Below are 16921 nucleotides of genomic sequence, written 5' to 3' on the forward strand. Positions count from 1 at the left end.
CATAAGCACGGAAAGAGTCGACCGAACATAGCGTTCGGCGTCATCGAACCGCCATTTCCCGATGCGGCGTTGCTAAAATACTTGAATCACTTTTTTCGGGACTACCCAGTCACACACAACAGACCACTATGAATCCGAACTACGATTACAGCAACGATGTCCTCGAGCAGCCCGGCATTGTCTACATCGTTGACGACGAACTCGAAATCCGCGATTCGCTCAAATGGCTTCTCGAGTCTCCCGACTACCGCATTGAAGACTACGAGAGCGGCGAAACCTTCATCGCGCAGTTCAACGAGAACGTCCCGTCTGTGATTCTCTGCGACCTTCGCATGCCGGGCATGTCTGGCGCGGACGTTCAGGATCATCTGTTGAAGCGCCACATCAACGCGCCCTTCATCTTCATCACCGGCCACGGCGACGTGCCGCAGGCTGTCGAAGCCTTTAAGAAGGGGGCCGTGGACTTCATTCAGAAGCCCTTCCAGCAAAAGCCCATGCAGGAGCTCGTGCGCCGCATGCTCGAACGCGCGCGCGAAATGCGCCGCCGCCGCATCCAGCTCGACGCCAACCGCAGCCTCATCGAGAAGCTCACGCCGCGCGAACAGCAGGTGCTCGAACGCATCGTCAACGGCCGCCTCAACAAGCAGATCGCCGACGACCTCGGCATCTCGATCAAGACGGTTGAAGCGCACCGCGCCTCAATCATGGACAAGACCGGCTCGGGCACGGTCGCCGACCTGATGCGCGTTGTGGTGAAGTCCGAACTCTTCCCGAAGATCAGCGCCACGCTCGCCGAAGCGATCGCGGGACTGCCGAGCATGACCGCGGAAGCGGGTCTGCCGCACACGAAGGAAAACGAAGAGCACATGCGCCGCATGGATCAGGCGCGCGTTGCCGAAGAAGAAGCCCGTGCACGCGCCGAAGCCGCGCACCCCGGCCTCTCGACGCTGCCGGACCTCCCGGCGACGCTTGACATGCGCCGCTAATGGACGCTCGCTTCGTCTGAAACACTGCGGGACCGAGAAGTCGGTCCCGTTTTTTTGTTTTTTGACACTTCCAAAACGCCCGGATAAGGGATCCCAGCGATCAGTTGTCGAAGCCTACGAGGCGGATTCGCCAAACCAAGTAGCTTTTGAGCGCAGCAAACAGATTGAACGCTACGTTTCTTCGGATGACGAAGCCGCCTTCGCTGCAAATAGCCTTTCTTCTACAATCTTCTAATCTTCTATTTTCGAGTAGAGGATTAGAAGAAAGAAGAGAGCGTTTGGGTTCCTCCTCTGTGCAAGCCGGCCGCTCCGAAATCATGAGCATGGCAAAGGACTTGATTCCTTGGGAAGATCGAATTTCCCGCCGGCAAGATCTCTCGATCGAGGAAGCTCGTTGCATATGCACGAATCGGGGGCTTCCGTTCTCTCCGGCGAACGTTGTCGGTTACGGCTGTTTCGTGCGTATCGTCAGAGCGCTGTTTTCGGGTAGCGCCGAACGAAGCCGCGCCACTCCATCGGGCGGCGAAAAGCGGCTGCCGGTTCCTCGGCCTCACGCAGCCACTGCCAGACGGCATCGAGCGACGCACTTCGCACCGATGCGCCTGCACCCGTACGCACGAGTTCGCCGCTCCTTCTCAATGCCGTGAGGTCGCGCTTTACTTGGCTCGGATTCGCGCTGACGACGCGCGAAAGCAGACTCACTGGCAACATCGGCTCGAAAACGAGGCGCTCTTCGCCGCCGACCGTCTCGAGCTCTCCGAAGATGAAGCCCCAGGTTAAAGCCCAAAGAAGAAGGCGGCTCTTGGCGGGCAAAAGCGCAATGGCACCGAAACCGAGCCGGTCGCCCTGAAAAAGCATGTCGAGAAATGCGGCAAAGCATTCGAAGAGCGCAACGTCCTCTCTGAGTTCCGAAAGAATCTGCTTGCGCGGCACATAGAGCGCTTCGCCTTCGGTGAGCAGGAAGTACTGCCCTACGCCCGGCCGCCCCGAAAAGAAGCAGTGATTGCCGCCGATAATGCGCCCCGGCACCGAGAGCGCAATGGCGCTGCCCGGCTGGTTGTAGAGACTGCCGAAAACGCGTCCGCCCAAACCTTTTGTCAGGAGAACCAGCGCGTCGAAGCGGTCGTTTGGACCAAAAATGCATTCGCCCGCGCGCAGCCGCCTGATGCGACCGAAGCGTTCCAAAAGCGCCATGATCGGCGCGGGCGGACACGGCGTGATCCACGTGAGAAGCGGCACGAACGCATCGTCCGGAAGACTCGCTGTCGATGGAGTGACGCGAGAAACGCTTCGTCGGCGCGGATGGTATCCATGACTTTCTCTTTTCCTCCCAACTTGCCTGAAAAGGCTTTTTCACAGAGCTCCAGCAACAAGCCGAACAGAGCCTCGAACAGTATCGCGGTTTGCTGCAAGTGCGCCCATTCGTGAAAGTTCCTGCCGAAAAGCGGCTCATTTGAGCCCGCTGAGAGGCTTGCGCCGCAGTGAAAATGAACGCGACCGATTCCTCAGTCGACGAGTTCCTTCGATTTCGTCAGGCGTCCTCGCGCGAACTCGTCCGAGCCAGATCGCTGCAACCTCGTTTTCCTTTTTTGGAGAAAGACCATGACCTTCAAACTCAAAGCCGTCGCACTGCTTGCCGCCACCGCCTTTGCGCTTCCCGCCTGGGCCGACAAAACATACGACGCCGACCTCGTGATCGTCGGTGCGGGCGCGGGCGGCACGGTCGCGGCGGTCGAAGCCGTCGAGGGCGGGCTCAAGACCGTCATGATCGAAAAGAACGCCTATCCAGGCGGTGCAGGGCTCTTTATGGAAGGGAGCTTCGGCGTCGAGAGCTTCATGACGAAAAAGGCCGGCATGAAGTGGACGAAGACGGATGCCTTCAACGCGATGGCGAACTATCACCACTGGCGCATCAACGCGCCTCTCATGAAGAAGTTCGTTGACCTCTCGGGCGACACGATTCAGTGGGTTTGGGACCACGGCGTGCACTGGAAGGAACTCAAGACCGCCTGGCGCGACAAGGCTGAACACACCTGGCACATCTATCCGAGTGCAGGGTCGTTGCCGAAAACCATGGTGAAGATCTTTAAGGAAAAGGGCGGCACGCTGCTACTCAACACGCCGGGCGAAAAACTGATTGAAAAGGACGGCCGCGTCACGGGCGTCGTCGCCAAGGACGCGAAGACGGGCGAAAAGGTGACGATCAACGCCAAGAACGTCATTCTTGCGACAGGCGGCTACAACTGGAACGTCGACTACGTGAAGGAGACGACCGGCATCGACATGATTCCGGTGGGCACGCCGGGGCGCACGGGCGACGGCATCCGCATGGCTTTTGAAGTGGGCGCCGTCGGCGACAACATGGGCCCGATGATGATCAACGGCGCCTTCATGCCGGCAGAGGGCGAGGCGATCTGCAACGGTCCCAACAAGGAAGTGCGCGCGCTCTTCCGCCAGGGCCTTCTCTATGTGGACGGCACGGGTAACCGCTTCTTCAACGAAGAACTCACGATCGACTGGCCGACCGCGTCGAACGCCATCGCGCGTTCGGGCGAATGGACCTACATCGTCTTTGACGAAAAGACGAAGAACGAAATCGCGACGAAGGGCAAAGGCTATCTCAATCCCTGCGGCAACTTCATTCTTCGCCACCAGCACGCCACGCAGCTCGATCAGCTGCTCGCCGATAACGAAAAGAAGGGCAACGTCTTTATCGGCCAGACGATTGAAGAAGTCGCTCAGAAAGCCGGCATGGATCCCGCGATCCTCAAGGCGTCCTGCGACGCAATGACGAAGTACGCCCGTGAAGGCAAGGACGCGCAGTTCGGCAAAGACCCGTACTACCTGCGCGAAGTCGCCACCGGTCCCTTCTACGTCGTGCGCGGCAAGCTCAACACGCTCACGTCTCTGAACGGCGTCAGGGTCAACGCGGACCTGCAGGTCCTCACGAAGGAAGGTCACGTCATCCCGGGCCTCTACGCGATCGGTCATGACGCGGGCGGCATGTACGGCGATTCGTACGACCTCAAGGTCGGCGAAGGCACCGCTTCGGCCTTTGCCATTAACTCGGGCCGCATGTCCGTGATGCATATCCTGAGCGAAAAGAAGTAAGTCTCGAGCGTTTCGGCTCACGAACCCAAGGCATCGGTCTTTCGATTTGAAGGCCCGGTGCCTTTCTCTTCCTCGCTGCGAGATCGCCTGACGGGCGGCGGCCTGCCCCGACAGACGAATGGGTGCAGCCGTTCACGCAATGCGCCCAAGCGTGCCCCAAAAGCGCACCTAAACCGATGCCTATAATGGGGGTTTTCGTTAGTGCGAAACGCGGGCCTCATTCGGACATTGATCCAGCGAGCGCCCCTTCGCGAAGAACTTGGGGGAAAGCGCATGACGGCTCGCATTCTGGACGGCAAATCGATTGCCATGATGCTCGAAGAGGCGCTTGCAAAGCAGTCAGCAGCGCTTGAGAAGCGCGCCGGCCGCAAACCCGGCCTCTTCGTCGTGCTTGTGGGCGACGATCCCGCAAGCGCCGTTTACGTGCGCAACAAAACACGCGCCTGCGCGCGCACGGGCGTCAACTGCTTCGAGTCGATTCTGCCCGCGTCAACCTCGCAGGACGAACTTCTCGGCATCATCGACGAAGCCAATGCCCGCGAAGACGTTGACGGCATCCTCGTGCAGCTGCCGCTGCCCGCGCACATTTGTGCCGAGGCCGTGATCGACCGCATCGCGCCCGAAAAGGACGTTGACGGCTTTCACATGCTTTCGGCGGGCGCGCTCTTGACCGGCCAGCGCACGCTCGGCTTTCGCCCGTGCACGCCGATGGGCGTCATGAAGCTCATCGAGGAAGCAGGCGTCGATCCCGCAGGAAAGAACGTCCTCGTGATCGGGCGCTCCAACATCGTCGGCAAGCCCCTTGCGATCATGCTCCTCGAAAAACACGCCACCGTCACGATCGCGCACAGCCGCACGACGGACCTGAAGACGCTCGCCCGCAATGCCGACATCATCGTCGCCGCAGCGGGCCGCATCGGACTCGTCACGGGCGACATGATCAAACCCGGTGCCCTCGTGATCGACGTCGGCACGAACAGAAAACCCGACGGCAAGCTCACGGGCGACGTCGACTTTGCCGCCGCGCTCGAGGTGGCCGCTACCGTCACGCCGGTCCCGGGCGGCGTCGGCCCGATGACGATCGCCATGCTCATGAAGAACACCGTCGAGTCGGCCGAGCGCCGGCTCGCGCAGCTGCCCTAGGCCGAGCACCCGACGCCCGGGCGCTGCCGCAATGACTTTTTCAAACGCCATCAAGACAACCATGACCGAAACGAAGAATCCGCTTCTCGACCTCAGCGACCTGATCGACTATGCGTCGGTAAAGCCCGAACACGTTGCGCCTGCCGTCGACTTCTGGAGCGCCAAGCTCGAAGCCGCACTCGCAGCCGCCACGGCGCCCGAAACGCCCGCGACGTGGGAGGCCGTCGTCGAGCCGCTCGAAAACGCCGTGCTCGACTTCTCGCGCGCCTGGGGCGTTGTCGGCCACCTGCAGTCCGTCGTCGACACGCCGGCGCTTCGCGACGCGTACAACGCGGCGCTCCCGAAAGTGACGGAACTCTTCATCCGTCTCTCGCAGGACGAGGCGCTCTTTGCCAAGTACCGCGCGATCGAAGCGAGTCCCGAATTTGCGGCGCTCTCGGCCGTGCGCCAGCGCATCGTCAAGCGCGAAATCCGCGATTTCGTACTTTCGGGCGCGGCGCTGCCCGCCGAGAAGCGCGAACGCGTCATGGCGATCGGCCAAGCGCTTTCGCAGACGTCGCAAAAGTTCAGCGAAAACCTCCTCGACGCGACGAACGCGTTCGAACTCGTCATCGACGACAAGGCCAAGCTCGCCGGCATTCCCGAAGAGACGCTCGCACTTTACGAAGCAAGCGCCAAGGCGGCGGGCAAGTCGGGCTGGCGCATCACGCTGCAGTTCCCGAGCTACCTTCCCGCCATGAAGTACTGCGAAGACCGCTCGATTCGCGAGACGCTCTACCGCGCCTTTTCGACGCGCGCGGCCGAGTTCGACGGCGCGCGCTTTGACAACACGCCGCTCATGACGGAGATCCTTAAGCTGCGCGGCGAAGAAGCTTCGCTCTTGGGCTTCAAGAACTACGCGGCGCTCTCGCTCGAAACGAAGATGGCCGAGAGTCCCGAGGCCGTCCTCACGTTCCTCCGAGACCTCGCCCGCCGAGCCAAACCCAAGGCGCAGGCCGACGTCGAAGAAGTGAACGAATTTGCCCGGCGCGAACTCAACCTCGAAACGGTTGAGCCCTGGGACCGCCCGTACGCGAGCGAGAAGCTGCGCGAATCGCGCTACAGCTACTCGGACGCCGAAGTGAAGCGCTACTTCACGGAACCCACGGTCTTCGCAGGACTCTTCAAGCTCGTTGAAACGCTCTTTGGCATCGAAATCAATGAAGCAAAGGCCTCCGTCTGGCACCCGGACGTGAAGTACTTCGAGGTAAAGCGCAACGGCGAAAAGATCGCCGCCTTCTACGCGGACCTCTACGCGCGCGAAGGCAAGCGCTCGGGCGCCTGGATGGACGGCGAGCGCACGCGCACGATCCGTGCGGGCCGCCTCGTCACGCCCGTGGCGTACCTCGTCTGCAACTTCGCCGCACCCGTCGCCGGCAAGCCCGCAACGCTCACGCACGACGAAGTGACGACGCTCTTTCACGAGTTCGGCCACACGCTGCACCACCTCCTCACGGCGCAGACCGAAGCGGGCGTCTCCGGAATCAACGGCGTCGAGTGGGACGCCGTCGAAACGCCGAGCCAGTTCCTCGAAAACTTTGCCTGGGACCGCGAAGTGGTCAAGAGCATCACCTCGCACGTCGAAACGGGCGAACCGCTTCCCGATGCGCTCTTTGAGAAGATGCTCGCCGCGAAGAACTTCCTCGCGGGCGCCGCCTGCGTGCGTCAGGTCGAGTTCGCGCTCTTCGACATGCTGCTCCACACGTCCTTCTCGCCCGACCGGGACGACATCCGGGCGCTCCTCGCGGATGTGCGCCGCGAAGTCGCCGTCGTCTTCCCGCCCGAATACGACCGCTTCCCGCAGAGCTTCGCGCACATCTTCGCGGGCGGCTACGCCGCGGGCTACTACAGCTACAAGTGGTCCGAAGTGCTCTCGTGCGACTGTTTCGAAGCGTTTGAAGAGACGGGAATCCGCAATCCGGAAACGGGACGACGCTTCCTCACGGAAATTCTCGAGCGCGGCTCGAGCCGCGACGCGATGGAAAACTTCGTCGCGTTCCGCGGCCGCAAGCCCGAACTCGGGGCGCTGCTGCGCCTCACGGGGATCGTCGAAACAACGGCAGCAAAATAACTGAAGGCTCAGCAAGGACCGGCACGCGACTGCCGGTCCCGCCTCAAAGCAAACGCTCATAGCGCCGCCATTTGAAACAAGATGTTTCCGATTTTGCGGCGCTTTGCTTTTACGGTTAGAATTGATCTTCTCGTTCAAGCGGGCGTCGTATAACGGCTATTACCTCAGCTTCCCAAGCTGATGACGAGGGTTCGACTCCCTTCGCCCGCTCCAAATTGCCCCTGAGTGCATTCGAAACGAGCAGCACAATTCGATAGCGGACTTGGCGTCCGAAAGTGAGCCCGGTGCGGTAGCGCAGCGGGCTTTGTTGTATCTGACGATTGCATGCCGCTGCGCCAATCCGCTCACTTGGGCCTTTCGAGCAAGTGTGCGCAAAACGCAAATCGCGCAGCGCACCCGTCGCCCCTCTTAGAATGCGCGTTGCGGCTTCGCGCGCCGATCGCGACGCGCAGAACGCCCGCCGCACGCACCTCCACTTCACCTTGCTTCCTCAACGAAGGACTCCTGCGATGCCTCAACGCCTTATTTCACTCGACACGGAAACGACCGGCCTCTCGCCCGACAAAGGCGACCGACTCGTTGAAATCGGCTGCGTGGCCCTTGACGGACGACTCATCCGCACGAGCGAAGACAATCAGCTGCAGCTCTACATCAATCCCGAGCGCGAAGTGCCCCAGGAAGCGATCGACGTGCACGGACTCACGAACGAGTTCTTGGCCGACAAGCCTGTCTTCGCAGACATTGCGGATCAGTTCCTCGACTTTGTCAAAGGCTCGACGCTCATCATCCACAACGCAGCGTTCGACACGGGCTTTCTCGATATGGAGCTCGGGCGCATCGGCAAGGGCCGCATCACCGACTACTGCGGCGTCATCGACACGGTGAAGCTCGCCAAGCAGCTGCTGCCCGGCAAAGCCGTGAGCCTCGATAGCCTTTGCCGCTACTACGAAATCGACAACTCGAGCCGAACATTCCACGGCGCGCTCCTTGACGCGCAGCTCCTAGCCGAGGTCTACCTTGCGCTCTCGCGCGGACAGGATTCGCTCTCGCTCGGCGAAGTGAGCGTCGAGGACCTCCCGCCTATTCCGAGCCCGGATGCCTTCATTGTTCTCAAGGCCAAGCCAGAAGAGCTTGCCGAGCACGAACGCATCCTCGGGATTGCCGACAAGAAGTGCAAGGCGGTCTGCGCTTGGCATAAGCTCGAAGCCGAAGCGCAGGCGGCCCGGGAAGAAGCGGCGAGCGAAAAAGACGCAACCGAAAAGAACGCACCCGCAGCGCCCGCAGCCTGAAGCCCGCGCCCCTTCGGCGTATGCTTGGCGTGTCCGCGGTCGACGCTTCGACCGCCGGCAAAGACGCCTCTCAGTATTAACTCAAAGGCACTCAAGAGGAACCGTAAAAATCGCCCCGACGGGCCAAAATGTCGACAAATGATCGCCCGATAGACTGCTCTTGTTGACTGCACGGCAAGGATTTCGACGAATAAGCGATTGGCCTTGGGCAATTACCCTCATCAGATCAAATGAGGCGCGATTTTGTGCGCGTTGAGCGCGAAATTTGAATTTCGACTCGACTAAGATTCCTCGAAAATCGACGCAAACTTCCCGGCCGCCCGTCTCGCGATAAGCACGCACGGCGGACGGCGAAGCTCGACATCCGTTTGATGAACCGTCGGCGAGTGAGTCTCTCGCGGGTTCTTGTGTCAATGACGCACAAACCCCGAACGCCAGGCCTCAACACCCGCCCGCTTGCCCGAAGCCCATAAGGAATCCGCCATGTCTTTCAAGAAAGCCGCTGTCCTTGCCTGCGCTCTTTTTGCCGCGGGTGCATCCCTCACGAACGCGCAGGCGCGCGACGTTCTGCGCGTCGGTACGGAACCGACCTTCGCGCCCTTTGAATTCCTCGACACGAAGACGAAGGAATTCGCGGGCTTTGACATCGATCTCATCCGCGCCGTCGCCGACAAGGCGGGCTACGACGTGCACATCCTCAACATGGGGTTCGACGCGCTGCTGCCCGCGCTTATGACCGACACGATCGACGTCGTCGCTTCGGGCATGTCGATCACGCCCGAACGCGCCGAGCGCGTCGACTTCACGAAGCCCTATTACAAGACGGGCCTCTCGATGCTCGTTCGCAAGAGCGACGCCGAAAAGTACACGCAGTTCTCGCACCTTGAAGGTCGCCCCATCGCCGTGCAGATCGGCACGACGGGCGCCGACAAGGCCAAGTCCATTAAGGACGCCAAGGTGACGGCCTTCAACACGACGAGCGACGCCTTCATGGCCCTCTCGACGGGGAGCGCCGACGCCGTGATTCTCGACCGTCCGGTGATCGGGTACTTCCTGAAGAGCCAGCCGCGCCTTGCGAAGAAGCTCCAGCTGCAGCCGACGATGGAAGACGCCGCGAGCTTCGGCTTTGCGGTGAAGAAGGGCAACACGGCGCTGCTTGAAAAGCTCAACAAGGCTTACGACGAACTCGAAGCGTCGGGCGAAGCCAAGAAGATCTTCGACAAGTGGTTTGCCGAATAACTGCTCTTAAAAAAAGAATCCCTGCGCCCCACGCGTCCCCTTCGGTGCGAATGCGGCGAAAAGATACCCCGGCCGGGCCGTCATGCGCCCGGCCGACATTTAGAAAAAGAACACGAATTGCGCGCAGCACCCCGAGGGCGCTGCGCAGCCCACCCCAAAAGCGACTGAAACAAAAAACGCCATGGAATTCGATTTCTCGCTCATCCTCAACAGCTTTCCGCTTCTGCTTCGCGGCGCCGGCCTCACGCTTGAAATCACGGCCCTCTCCGTCGGCCTCGGTTTGGTCCTCGGGCTCTTTCTCGGGCTCGGTCAGCTCTCGAGCCTCGCTATCTTCCGCATTCCCGCGAAGATCTACGTGGATGTGATCCGCGGCACCCCGCTCCTCATTCAGATCTTCATCATCTACTTTGCGCTCCCGGCCGTCATCGGCCACCGCATCGACCCGTTCGTCGCGGCGGTCACGGCCTGCTCGCTCAATTCGGGTGCGTACATCGCCGAAATCTTCCGCGGCGGCATTCAGTCGATTTCGCTCGGCCAGATCCGCGCGGGCCTCTCGCTCGGCATGACCTATCGCCAGACGATGCGCTACATCGTGCTGCCGCAGGCCTTTAAGCGCATCATCCCGCCGCTTGGCAACGAATTCATCGCGATGCTGAAGGACTCGTCCCTCGTTTCGGTGATCGGCTTCGAGGAACTGACGCGTTCGGGCCAGCTCATCATCGCCGAAACCTACGGCACGCTCGAAATCTGGACGTGCGTGGCGATTCTCTACCTCGTGATGACGCTCACGATTTCGCAGATCGTCTCCCGCCTTGAAAAGCGCTTCAAGAAGTCGGACGAACGCTGAGCGCTTACTTTGTAAGTACCGTTCTCCTGATTGACCGAGGGCGAAGCCGCCGAGTTGGCGCTTCGCCCTTCGTTTTTCGCCTTTGTCTCTGCGTCTTCGCGTTGCGCGCCTCAGCGCTCGCTAGCGCCGACGGCCTTTCGCCGCCTTCCGAAAAACGGACGCACGATGCTGACTGGGGCAGCGGAAAACGCCGCTTCTAGAGTGCATTTCGAGCGCGAGAAACGCCTCCAAGCACGAGAAAAAAGCACGCCCGAGCGAGCGCTCGCACAGCGCACACAAGCGCACACGCTCGAAACCGGCGAAAAAATTCGCCGGGCGCACTTGCGCGGCGCTTGCGGCACCGTCTAAAATGCGCGCTTTCACGGCTCGAGTCTCAACGCTCGTGTCCGCAAGTTGCTTTTATTTCTTTACCAGGAATTCCAATGTCCGTTGAAATGAAGAAGTCCGAGATCGTTGCCAAGTTCCAGCGCGCCGAAGGCGACACCGGCTCTCCCGAAGTCCAGGTTGCGCTCCTCACGGCTCGCATCAACCATCTCACCGAACACTTCAAGGTTCACGCCAAGGATCATCACTCCCGCCGCGGCCTTCTCCGCATGGTTTCGCGCCGCCGCAAGCTCCTTGACTACCTGAAGCGCACCGATCTCAATGCTTACCGCAAGCTGATTGAAGCGCTCAATCTCCGCAAGTAAGACGGAACCCTTTCTTCAGACAACGGCCTGCCGATCAACGACAGGCCGTCGTCGCATCTAGAGTGGGTGAAAACCCGCTCAACACGGGCGCCGAAGCGCTTAAAATGCTTCGGTTCTCACCAACAACGCGCCGCTCGGGCCGCGACGAGCCATCTCAGCTCCGAACGGCACGGTCTGACAACGATTCCAAGCACCTCACCGGAAGCCGTCGCGTTGCGATCGAAGCGCTTTTGCCGCCCCCTCGGGCGGCGAGCGAGAACGCTTCGACCGCAGCGAGACCGGGGAACTTCCTTTTCCGGCCAAGACGCCCTTTCCCATCGGGAAAGACGCTTCGGGCGAACGAGCTGATCGAGACCGGACCGCAACACGCGCGGCGCATCTTCACTCCTAAGGAGATCGAACTCTCATGACGATGTTCAACAAGGTCACGAAGTCCTTCCAATTCGGCAACCACACCGTTACGCTCGAAACGGGCGAAATCGCCCGTCAGGCCACGGGCGCCTGCATCTGCCGCATGGACGACACGGTCGTGCTCGCCACGGTCGTTGCCAAGAAGGAAATGAAGCCCGGCCAGGACTTCTTCCCGCTTACGGTCGACTACATCGAAAAGACCTACGCTGCGGGCAAGATCCCCGGGGGCTTCTTCAAGCGTGAAGGCCGCCCCTCGGAAAAGGAAACGCTCACGAGCCGCCTGATCGACCGTCCGATCCGTCCGCTCTTCCCGGACGGCTTCTTCAATGAAGTTCAGGTCATCATTCACGTTCTCTCGGCCGACCCGATGGTCGACCCGGACATCCCCTCGATGATCGGCGCTTCGGCCGCGCTCGCCATCTCCGGCATCCCCTTCCGCGGCCCGATCGGCGCCTGCCGCGTGGGCTACATCGACGACAAGTTCGTCCTCAACCCGACGACCGAAGAGCTCAAGCACTCGCGCCTTGACCTCGTCGTCGCCGGCACGGAACGCGCTGTTCTCATGGTTGAATCCGAAGCCGACATGCTCTCGGAAAAGACGATGCTCGACGCCGTTATGTTCGGCCACCGCGAAATGCAGGTTGCGATCGAAGCGATCAACGAACTCGTTGCCGAGGCCGGCAAGCCCGCCTGGGATTGGCAGCCGCCCGCTCCGAACGAAACGCTCATCGCCCGCATCGTTGAAATCGCCGACTCCGGCCTCAAGGAAGCCTATTCGATCCGCTCGAAGCAGGCGCGCAACGACAAGCTCCGCGAAGTCTACGAAGCAGTCGAAAAGCAGCTCGCCGCCGACGCCGAAGCCGCCGGCACCGAACCCGCGGACCTCAACGAAGTCCACGGCATCCTCTTCGAACTCGAAGCCAAGCTCGTTCGCTCGAAGATCCTCAACGGCGAACCCCGCATCGACGGCCGCGACACCCGTACGGTCCGCCCGATCGAAATCCGTCAGGGGCTGCTGCCGCGTGCGCACGGCTCGGCGCTCTTCACCCGCGGCGAAACGCAGGCGCTCGTCGTCACGACGCTCGGCACGAAGCAGGACGAACAGATCATCGACGGCCTCTGCGAAGAAACGCACGAGCGCTTCATGCTCCACTACAACATGCCCCCGTTTGCCACCGGCGAAACGGGCCGCGTGGGCTCGCCCAAGCGCCGCGAAATCGGCCACGGCCGCCTCGCCAAGCGCGCGCTCAAGGCCGTTCTTCCCTCGGCCGAGGAATTCCAGTACACGATCCGCGTCGTTTCCGAAATCTGCGAATCGAACGGCTCGAGCTCGATGGCTTCCGTCTGCGGCGGCTGCCTCTCGATGCTTGACGCGGGTGTGCCGCTTAAGGACTACGTCGCGGGCGTCGCCATGGGCCTCATCAAGGAAGGCAACAAGTTCGCCGTCCTCACCGACATCCTCGGCGACGAAGACCACCTGGGCGACATGGACTTCAAGGTTGCCGGCACCGAAAACGGCGTCACGGCCCTGCAGATGGACATCAAGATCGAAGGCATCACGGCCGAAATCATGCAGGCTGCGCTCGCGCAGGCCCACGAAGGCCGCCAGCACATCCTCGGCAAGATGCACGAAATGGCCGGCGGCGGCGCCAAGGAACTCTCCGACTACGCCCCGCGCATGCTCACCTTCAAGATCAATCCGGAAAAGATCCGCGACGTGATCGGCAAGGGCGGCTCCGTCATCCGCGCGCTCACGGAAGAAACCGGCACGACGATCAACGTCGAAGACGACGGCACGATCACGATCGCGAGCCCGGATACGGCCCGCGTCGAAGCCGCCAAGAAGCGCATCGACGAAATCACCGCCGAAGTGGAAGTCGGCCAGGTCTACGAAGGCACCGTGCAGCGTCTGCTCGACTTCGGCGCCATCGTGCAGCTGCTGCCCGGCAAGGACGGGCTGCTCCACATCAGCCAGATTGCCAACGAACGCGTCAACCAGGTCTCCGACTACCTCAAGGAAGGTCAGACGGTGCGCGTCAAGGTCATCGAAGCCGATGAAAAGGGCCGCGTGCGCCTCTCGATGAAGGCGCTCCTTCGTGAAGAAGCCCAGAAGTAATCCGTTAGCCGCCTGAGGCGGTTAAACCGATAGCAAAAACGAGCCGGTTCGATCTTCGAGCCGGCTCGCTTCTTCTTCACAGAGAGCGGGCGCACGATGTAGCGAAAATCGCTAAAATGCAACGATTCGGCATTGTGCGCGGTGCTTTCGCACCCGTCAGATTTGGAGCATCCACTCGTGAGAGAACGCATCATCATCGCCAATTGGAAGATGAACGGAACGCTCGAGAGCGCCCGGGCTTGGATTGAAGCCTATCGGACGCTTCCCGCGGCTGCGAACTGCCGAGCCGTTCTGTGCGCGCCCTTCGTTTATCTGCCCGAAATCGTCGAACGGCTTCGCGGCACGCCGCTCGAAGTCGGTGCGCAGGACGTCAACGAAAATCCGTCGGGCGCCTATACGGGCGAGATCTCTGCGGGGATGCTCGCCGACATCGGCGTGAGCTGGTGCATCGTCGGCCATTCGGAGCGACGCCGCTACTACGGCGACACGGACAACCGCGTGGCGATGAAGGCGCTTGCTGCCGCCAAGGCCGGCATTCGTCCGATTGTCTGCGTGGGTGAAACGCTCGAAGAGCGCGAACGCGGTGAAACGCAAACCGTGATTCTTCGCCAGCTCAATGCCGTTCTCGCCGTGATGATGCCCGCGTCCATCGGCGCGGTCGCCTACGAACCCGTTTGGGCGATCGGCACGGGGCACGTGGCCGATCCGGAAACGGCGCAGGCCGTGCACGCCTCCATTCGACGCCGCATCGAGCTCGTCGATCAGGCGCGCGCGATGACGCTGCCGATCCTCTACGGCGGCAGCGTCACACCCGACAATGCCGCGGGCCTCTTCGCGATGCCCGACATCGACGGCGCGCTCGTCGGCGGCGCCTCGCTCAAGGCGACCTCTTTCTTTGCGATCGGCCAGGCCTGAAGCGCCCGACCGAATCCCTCCTTTCTCATCGAAGGTATTTAAAACACCATGCACTTCCTTCTCAGCATCGCCCTCGTTCTGCAGATCATCTCTGCCGTGGTCGTGATCGTTCTCGTGCTGATGCAGCACGGCAAGGGCGCCGATCTCGGCGCGGCGTTCGGCAGCGGCGCCTCGGGCTCCGTTTTCGGCGCCACGGGCAGCGCCAACTTCCTCTCGCGCTCGACCGCCATCGCCGCGACCGTCTTCTTCTGCTCGACGATCGCGCTTACGCTCGCTTCGGGCGCTTTCAGCAACCGTTCCGCCAAGCCTGCGGGCGGCGTTCTGTCGACGATCGAACAGCCTGCCGAGCAGGCATCCCCTGAACAGGGGATGGGATCTAATGAAAAAAGTTCCCCCGTCGAGCAGATTCCGTAGTATGATTCATCTCCTCTGATCCAGTGAGTTCCTCAACTCCTAGAAAAACTGAATCAGAGATGACAATCTGAATCGGCGCGGTCGTGGCGGAACTGGTAGACGCACTACTTTGAGGGGGTAGCGGGGAGACCCGTATGAGTTCGACTCTCATCGACCGCACCAAAATTGCTGGGGTATCGCCAAGTCCGGTTAAGGCAGCGGATTCTGAATCCGCCATTCGTAGGTTCGAATCCTACTACCCCTGCCAATTTAAAAAAGGCTGAAGCGCCGTAGCGCTTCAGCCTTTTTCTTTATCTGATCTTTTTTACGCGAGCGATGCAACCATCAGCGCCTTGATCGTGTGCATGCGGTTGCCCGCCTGCTCGAAGACGATCGAGCGCGGCGACTCGAACACCTCTTCGGTCACCTCAATACCGTTCTTGAGTTCGGGGTGCACCTTGACGATGGCTTCGCCCACCTTCGTTTCGCAGTTGTGGAATGCGGGCAGGCAGTGCATGAACTTGACGTCCGGATTATCGGCCGCAGCGATGAGCGCAGCATTCACCTGGTAGGGGAGCAGCGCCTTGATGCGGGCTTCCCAGGTTTCGGGCGGCTCGCCCATGGATACCCACACATCCGTATGGATGAAGTCGCATCCCTTGACCGCTTCGACGGGATCCTCGGTAATCGTCACCTTAGCGCCCGATTCGCGCGCCATTTCCATCACCATTTCGACGAGCGCTTCGCTCGGCTGACAGGCCTTGGGTGCACCGATACGCACGTCCATGCCCATCTTGGCGCCAACCATCAACAGGGAATTGCCCATGTTGTTGCGCGCATCGCCGACATAAGCAAAGCTGATGTCCTGCCAGCGCTTCCCGGAACTCTCCTTCATCGTCATCAGGTCGCAGAGCATCTGCGTCGGATGCCACTCGTCGGTGAGGCCGTTAAAGACGGGCACGCCCGCGTAGGCCGCAAGCTCTTCGACCGTCTTCTGCGAGAAGCCGCGGTATTCGATCGCGTCATACATCTGGCCGAAAACGCGTGCGGAATCCTTCACGCTTTCCTTGTGACCGAACTGCGAAGACTTCGGATCGAAGAACGTCGTGTGCGCACCCTGGTCGTAAGCGGCGACTTCAAACGCAGCGCGCGTGCGCGTCGAGGTCTTTTCGAAAACGAGCGCGATGTTTTTGCCGCAGAGCATTTGCTTTTCCGTGCCCATGCGCTTGGCTTTCTTGAGATCGATCGCGAGGTCGACGAGATAGTCGATTTCGGCGGGCGTATGGTGAACGAGCGAGAGAAGACTGCGGTTTTTGAGATTGAAAGGCATGATTGGCGAATCCCTTTTCGATAAATCGGCTGTGCGATTCGGCGAGCGGGCCGCAAAGCGTGAAGCGCCTGCGGGCAAAAAGCGTGAATGCATAAGCGCACCGTCGGGGCGGCAGTCCTTCGTGCCGAATCGATTGCTTTGGCTCATTCTATTGAAAGGGCCCCCTGACGCGCTTAGGCGTTTCAACCTATGTCTGCTGACGGCTTTCAATACGCAATTCTTTGATTTTCTTATGTTTATTATTTGTCGACGGAATAAAAGCTTCGGCTGACGAAGTGTCGGTCCTTGTCGCTGCCGCACGTGCCGAAGCGGCACGTAAAGCCAAATTTTCGACGCAAAATG

Annotated in this window: 13 protein-coding genes and 2 tRNA genes; 13 read left to right on the forward strand and 2 right to left on the reverse strand. The window is 60.8% G+C overall.

Annotated elements, in window-relative coordinates:
• The first annotated feature begins 128 nt into the window (after positions 1–128).
• On the forward strand, positions 129–986 hold the full coding sequence (locus H6A60_RS01455) for a response regulator (RefSeq protein ID WP_205101576.1): 858 nt from the start codon (positions 129–131) through the stop codon (positions 984–986).
• 468 nt (positions 987–1454) lie between these two features.
• On the opposite strand, the gene H6A60_RS01460 is transcribed toward H6A60_RS01455, so the two are convergent.
• Entirely contained in the window at positions 1455–2225 is a 771-nt protein-coding gene (locus H6A60_RS01460) for a cyclic nucleotide-binding domain-containing protein (RefSeq protein WP_205101577.1), read from the reverse strand.
• A gap of 363 nt (positions 2226–2588) precedes the next feature.
• Between H6A60_RS01460 and H6A60_RS01465 the strand changes: the two genes are divergently transcribed.
• The 12 genes from H6A60_RS01465 to H6A60_RS01520 all read left to right on the forward strand — a co-directional run bounded on the left by H6A60_RS01465 (position 2589) and on the right by H6A60_RS01520 (position 15432).
• Positions 2589–4097: an FAD-dependent oxidoreductase gene (locus H6A60_RS01465; RefSeq protein ID WP_205101578.1), complete on the forward strand. Its 1509-nt coding sequence runs from the start codon at positions 2589–2591 to the stop codon at positions 4095–4097.
• 273 nt (positions 4098–4370) lie between these two features.
• The gene (gene folD / locus H6A60_RS01470) at positions 4371–5240 is read left to right on the forward strand and encodes a bifunctional methylenetetrahydrofolate dehydrogenase/methenyltetrahydrofolate cyclohydrolase FolD (RefSeq protein WP_205101579.1); all 870 of its coding nucleotides are present in this window, start codon (positions 4371–4373) and stop codon (positions 5238–5240) included.
• Between the two features lie 31 nt (positions 5241–5271).
• Positions 5272–7350, forward strand: coding sequence for a M3 family metallopeptidase (locus H6A60_RS01475; protein WP_239477520.1), 2079 nt, complete (start codon positions 5272–5274; stop codon positions 7348–7350).
• 138 nt (positions 7351–7488) lie between these two features.
• Positions 7489–7563: transfer RNA gene (locus H6A60_RS01480), tRNA-Gly, on the forward strand.
• Between the two features lie 296 nt (positions 7564–7859).
• Positions 7860–8639, forward strand: a complete 780-nt coding sequence (gene dnaQ, locus H6A60_RS01485) for a DNA polymerase III subunit epsilon (protein ID WP_205101580.1) — start codon at positions 7860–7862, stop codon at positions 8637–8639.
• A 483-nt stretch (positions 8640–9122) separates the two neighbouring features.
• The gene (locus H6A60_RS01490; RefSeq protein WP_205101581.1) at positions 9123–9878 is read left to right on the forward strand and encodes a basic amino acid ABC transporter substrate-binding protein; all 756 of its coding nucleotides are present in this window, start codon (positions 9123–9125) and stop codon (positions 9876–9878) included.
• A gap of 181 nt (positions 9879–10059) precedes the next feature.
• Positions 10060–10725, forward strand: a complete 666-nt coding sequence (locus H6A60_RS01495) for an amino acid ABC transporter permease (RefSeq protein WP_205101582.1) — start codon at positions 10060–10062, stop codon at positions 10723–10725.
• A 422-nt stretch (positions 10726–11147) separates the two neighbouring features.
• A complete protein-coding gene (gene rpsO / locus H6A60_RS01500) occupies positions 11148–11414 on the forward strand; it encodes a 30S ribosomal protein S15 (RefSeq protein WP_205101583.1) in 267 nt (88 codons plus the stop codon).
• A gap of 406 nt (positions 11415–11820) precedes the next feature.
• On the forward strand, positions 11821–13941 hold the full coding sequence (gene pnp / locus H6A60_RS01505; protein WP_205101584.1) for a polyribonucleotide nucleotidyltransferase: 2121 nt from the start codon (positions 11821–11823) through the stop codon (positions 13939–13941).
• A 177-nt stretch (positions 13942–14118) separates the two neighbouring features.
• A complete protein-coding gene (gene tpiA, locus H6A60_RS01510) occupies positions 14119–14856 on the forward strand; it encodes a triose-phosphate isomerase (protein ID WP_205101585.1) in 738 nt (245 codons plus the stop codon).
• A gap of 48 nt (positions 14857–14904) precedes the next feature.
• Complete coding sequence (secG, locus tag H6A60_RS01515; protein ID WP_205101586.1) at positions 14905–15270, forward strand: preprotein translocase subunit SecG; 366 nt, start codon at positions 14905–14907, stop codon at positions 15268–15270.
• 77 nt (positions 15271–15347) lie between these two features.
• A tRNA-Leu gene (locus tag H6A60_RS01520) sits at positions 15348–15432 on the forward strand.
• A 142-nt stretch (positions 15433–15574) separates the two neighbouring features.
• Here the strand turns inward: H6A60_RS01520 and H6A60_RS01525 are convergent.
• A complete protein-coding gene (locus H6A60_RS01525; RefSeq protein ID WP_205101587.1) occupies positions 15575–16579 on the reverse strand; it encodes an ornithine carbamoyltransferase in 1005 nt (334 codons plus the stop codon).
• Positions 16580–16921 lie beyond the last annotated feature (342 nt).

It is taken from the genome of Sutterella massiliensis (assembly GCF_016899755.1).
GTDB classification, from domain to species: domain Bacteria; phylum Pseudomonadota; class Gammaproteobacteria; order Burkholderiales; family Burkholderiaceae_F; genus Sutterella; species Sutterella massiliensis.